This window comes from Bacillus sp. JKS001846 (assembly GCF_900176455.1).
GTDB lineage: Bacteria > Bacillota > Bacilli > Bacillales > Bacillaceae_G > Bacillus_A > Bacillus_A cereus.
The window spans coordinates 5,437,501-5,442,097 of record NZ_FWYG01000001.1; the positions used below are offsets into that span (position 1 = coordinate 5,437,501).

Consider the following 4,597-nt stretch of genomic DNA (forward strand, 5'->3'; position numbering starts at 1 on the left):
TCGTTCGTAACCCTTATAGGAGAGCAGTCAGTTCTTTCGTATCCTTAATTGGACCTCCTTATATGGAACATCCCGAATGGAAACCCATCCGAAAGTTTTTATATCAAGATGAAAATTCCTCCAAAGGGATCTCATTTAAACAATTTCTATACTATCTATTTATGAAAGGAGCTCACGCAAGTGATATTAACCCACATTTCACACAACAATATATAGCTGGTGAAGAAGAATATGTGACCAATTATATATACTTAGAAAACTTCGATCAGGAAATGAAAGAATTAGAAAAGCGTTTCGAATTAAAAACCGCACCAATAAATGAGTTCTCAACATCATGGCATCATCAAACTCCCGCCATGATTTATAAAGGGGATTTTAGCGAAGGCGATATTACTGATCCTTTATTTCCCCGTCATCCGACTTTTGAAAGCTTTTATGATACTGAATGTATACAACTTGTCCAAACAATATTTCAAAATGATTTCGACACATATAAATACAGCAAAGAATATCCATACTAACTTTAGTCTATTATCTTTGCTAAATAAAAAAGATACCTCATATATAAGGTATCTTTTTAACATTTCAATTATATAAATCATACTGTTTAACAGTCTCTATTCTCCACCTTGTTACCTTTTAATAGATTACATAACTTTTGCTTATCCGCCCATCCTACTCCGATTAAAACTAAACTCGCTCCCATTATTACTCTCCATGTCAGAGATTCATTTAATAGAATAATTGAAGTAACAATACTTATTAATGGTAATGCATTTAAATATAATCCGCTTACTGATGCTGAAACTCTCTCTAGCGCTTTATTCCAAAACCAATATGCTAAAATTGTTGCTCCAATAACAAGGTATATTACACTAAGTCCCGTTTTCCAAGTTTCAACCTTTGGGAGACCGTAATAAAAAATTTCTACCAGTGCAAACGGTAAGAGAATAACAGCTCCAATAATTAAAGTTAATGTTGTAAAAACCTCGTTTGATAAATACTGTTCTTGTTTTGGCCGTTTTAGCAAAACTGTGTAGAAAGCAAATAGAAAAGTACTTAATAATATCAGTATATCTCCTATTAAAGACACTTCTTGATTAGCACTTTTAGATGGAATCGTAATAAAGAGTACTCCTATAGCACCCAATATAATTCCTATCCAATAATTCAATCGAATTTTCTCTTTCAAAAAGAGTGCTGAAAAAAGAATTGTAACTAATGGTAATGCAGCATCTATAATACTCACATGTAATCCACTGGTTAAAGAAATACCGTAGGATGTAAACATAAAATAACCAGCTACACCGGTAAAAGCTAACAAACTCATTCTTTTCCATGGAACTTTTTTATGTACAACTGATTTTTGTAGTTGCTTAAATGAGAATAGCATACAAATTCCACCTGCAAAGAAAAGACGAATAAACAACAAAGTAAACGGCTGAATAGATTCTAACGCCCATTTTGTTGGCGCAATGGCTGTGCCCCATAATATAACAGCCACTAATAACATGCATATTTCTTTCATAATCCCCCACACCCATCAAAAATATATGTTAACTACCTTAATTATAGATTTTTTCTAATGTAAAATCCTTTAAAAACACAAAAGGTTATGTTAAAAGAGCTAGATTGGTATTATCCCCTATAGGTAGACAGTAAAAAAAGAGTCCATCTGATATGATGGACTCAATACTGTTTTATCTGGAGGGGATTTTTTTATGGCAAGAAAAGGACAATCATTTCAAAAATATACAGAAGAACTAAAGCGAGAAGCAGTTCGTCTTCGATTAGAAGAGAGAAAATCATTGCGAGAAATTCGTGAACAACTCGGTGTGAAGAGCGATGCCCAGATTATTGAGTGGGTAAAACGTGCGCAACAAGGGGAGTCCTTTGATGATCAACGTGGTGTCTGGAATCGAAAGAATTTTAATAGTCTAGAAGAAGAAAATGCTTATTTGAAGGCACAGGTTGAGTATTTAAAAAAGCGCAATCCAAATCTACACGGGAAGGAATGGTCCTAAAGAAAGAACGATTTTCTCTTATCGATTCATTACGCCAAGCCTATCCACTCCGATGGTTGCTTCAAATCGCGGAAGTTTCTAAGGCTGGCTACTATAAATGGCGGAAATATCATAACGTGCAGCGTTTACGTCAGAAAAGGGATATGTGGCATAAAGAACATATTTTATCTATTCATCGTCAGCACCCTTACTATGGGTATAAACGTATGACTCGTGCTTTGGCTCGAGAAGGAATGGTAATGAATCATAAACGTGTTCGTCGTCTTATGAGAGAGCTGGGTATTCAATCTATCATTCGAAAAAAACGTCCGTTTTATGGAAGAAAAACATCTGTGGTATTTAAAAATCATTTGAATCGAGAGTTTCAAGCTGAAAAGCAAAATCAAAAATTCGTAACAGATATTACTTATGTACGAATCGGAGAACAATTTGCCTATTTGTCGGCTGTGTTAGATTTATACAACAATGAAATTGTTGCCTGGAAGCTATCTTCAAGAAATGATTTAGATTTGGTTTTAACTACATTACGTCAATTAGAAGGGAAGTCATTAACTACTAAGCCCCTTTTCCATTCAGATCAAGGGTTTCAATATACATCTAAATCCTACGCAAAACAGTTAGAGAAATTAGGATTTGTCGGTAGTCATTCTAGACGTGGAAACTGTTTTGATAATGCGTGTATCGAATCATTCTTCTCACATTTAAAAACAGAGAAGTTGTATTTAGTGTGCCCAAAAACATATGAAATGGCCTACCGAGCAATTCAAGAATATATTCAATTTTATAATACAGAAAGATTCCAAGAAAAACTTCACGGCCTTTCCCCGATAGAATATCGGGAAAAGGCCGTGGCATAATACTCTTTTTATTTCTGTCTACTTGACAGGGAGATGACCAGATTGCTACTTTTCATATAACCTTTTTATATAAGATCACAAACATTCTTGTTACATCTGGACTATATTCTTATAAAGGTAATTCTTACCTTTAAATTTAAAATAATAAAAATAAACACAAAAAAACCTAAGTCGAAACGACTTAGGTTTTTGCTTGGCGACGTCCTACTCTCACAGGGACAAGGTCCCAACTACCATCGGCGCTAGAGAGCTTAACTTCCGTGTTCGGTATGGGAACGGGTGTGACCTCTCTGCCATCATCACCAAACTATGAAGGCATATTCCTTCAAAACTAGATAACATTGCTACATATTATATGGTTAAGTCCTCGATCTATTAGTATTCGTCAGCTCCACATGTCACCATGCTTCCACCTCGAACCTATCAACCTGATCATCTTTCAGGGATCTTACTAGCTTACGCTATGGGAAATCTCATCTTGAGGGGGGCTTCATGCTTAGATGCTTTCAGCACTTATCCCTTCCGCACATAGCTACCCAGCTATGCCCTTGGCAGAACAACTGGTACACCAGCGGTGCGTCCATCCCGGTCCTCTCGTACTAAGGACAGCTCCTCTCAAATTTCCTACGCCCACGACGGATAGGGACCGAACTGTCTCACGACGTTCTGAACCCAGCTCGCGTACCGCTTTAATGGGCGAACAGCCCAACCCTTGGGACCGACTACAGCCCCAGGATGCGATGAGCCGACATCGAGGTGCCAAACCTCCCCGTCGATGTGGACTCTTGGGGGAGATAAGCCTGTTATCCCCGGGGTAGCTTTTATCCGTTGAGCGATGGCCCTTCCATGCGGAACCACCGGATCACTAAGCCCGACTTTCGTCCCTGCTCGACTTGTAGGTCTCGCAGTCAAGCTCCCTTATGCCTTTGCACTCTACGAATGATTTCCAACCATTCTGAGGGAACCTTTGGGCGCCTCCGTTACACTTTAGGAGGCGACCGCCCCAGTCAAACTGCCCACCTGACACTGTCTCCCGGGTCGATAAGACCCGTAGGTTAGAATTTCAATACAGTCAGGGCGGTATCCCACCAGCGCCTCCACCGAAGCTAGCGCTCCGGTTTCAATGGCTCCCGCCTATCCTGTACAAACTGTACCAAAATTCAATATCAGGCTACAGTAAAGCTCCACGGGGTCTTTCCGTCCTGTCGCGGGTAACCTGCATCTTCACAGGTACTATAATTTCACCGAGTCTCTGGTTGAGACAGTGCCCAAATCGTTACACCTTTCGTGCGGGTCGGAACTTACCCGACAAGGAATTTCGCTACCTTAGGACCGTTATAGTTACGGCCGCCGTTTACTGGGGCTTCAGTTCAGAGCTTCGCTTACGCTAACCCCTCTCCTTAACCTTCCAGCACCGGGCAGGTGTCACCCCCTATACTTCGCCTTACGGCTTCGCAGAGAGCTGTGTTTTTGCTAAACAGTCGCTTGGGCCTATTCACTGCGGCTTTCCGTTAAGAAAGCACCCCTTCTCCCGAAGTTACGGGGTCATTTTGCCGAGTTCCTTAACCAGAGTTCTCTCGCACACCTTAGGATTCTCTCCTCGCCTACCTGTGTCGGTTTGCGGTACAGGCACCTTTTATCTCGCTAGAAGCTTTTCTTGGCAGCGGGGAATCAAAGACTTCGCTCCATAAGGAGCTTCCCCATCACAGCTCAGCA

At 40.2% G+C, this 4,597-nt stretch carries 3 protein-coding genes and 2 rRNA genes (1 of these 5 cut by a window edge); 2 read left to right on the top strand and 3 right to left on the bottom strand.

Annotated elements, in window-relative coordinates:
• Positions 1-521 carry the 3' portion of a sulfotransferase family 2 domain-containing protein gene (locus B9A45_RS28825; protein ID WP_000483022.1) on the top strand. 271 nt of this gene lie to the left of the window's left edge, so only the last 521 of its 792 coding nucleotides appear in the window; its start codon lies off the left edge, out of view; it ends in the stop codon at positions 519-521.
• Positions 522-607: 86 nt separating this feature from the next.
• Here B9A45_RS28825 and B9A45_RS28830 read toward each other — a convergent pair whose 3' ends face one another.
• On the bottom strand, positions 608-1,528 hold the full coding sequence (locus B9A45_RS28830) for a DMT family transporter (protein ID WP_000658284.1): 921 nt from the start codon (positions 1,526-1,528) through the stop codon (positions 608-610).
• Between the two features lie 193 nt (positions 1,529-1,721).
• On the opposite strand from B9A45_RS28830, the gene B9A45_RS28835 reads away from it, so the two are divergent.
• A protein-coding gene (locus B9A45_RS28835; RefSeq protein WP_087874946.1) for an IS3-like element ISBth8 family transposase occupies positions 1,722-2,881 on the top strand; the annotation gives its coding sequence in 2 pieces (ribosomal slippage) (positions 1,722-1,980 and positions 1,980-2,881; 1,161 coding nt in all).
• A gap of 191 nt (positions 2,882-3,072) precedes the next feature.
• On the opposite strand, the gene rrf is transcribed toward B9A45_RS28835, so the two are convergent.
• Together rrf and B9A45_RS28845 are read right to left on the bottom strand one after the other, a co-directional pair.
• Positions 3,073-3,188, bottom strand: a 5S ribosomal RNA gene (gene rrf, locus B9A45_RS28840).
• Between the two features lie 48 nt (positions 3,189-3,236).
• Positions 3,237-4,597, bottom strand: a 23S ribosomal RNA gene (locus B9A45_RS28845); the annotation flags it as partial.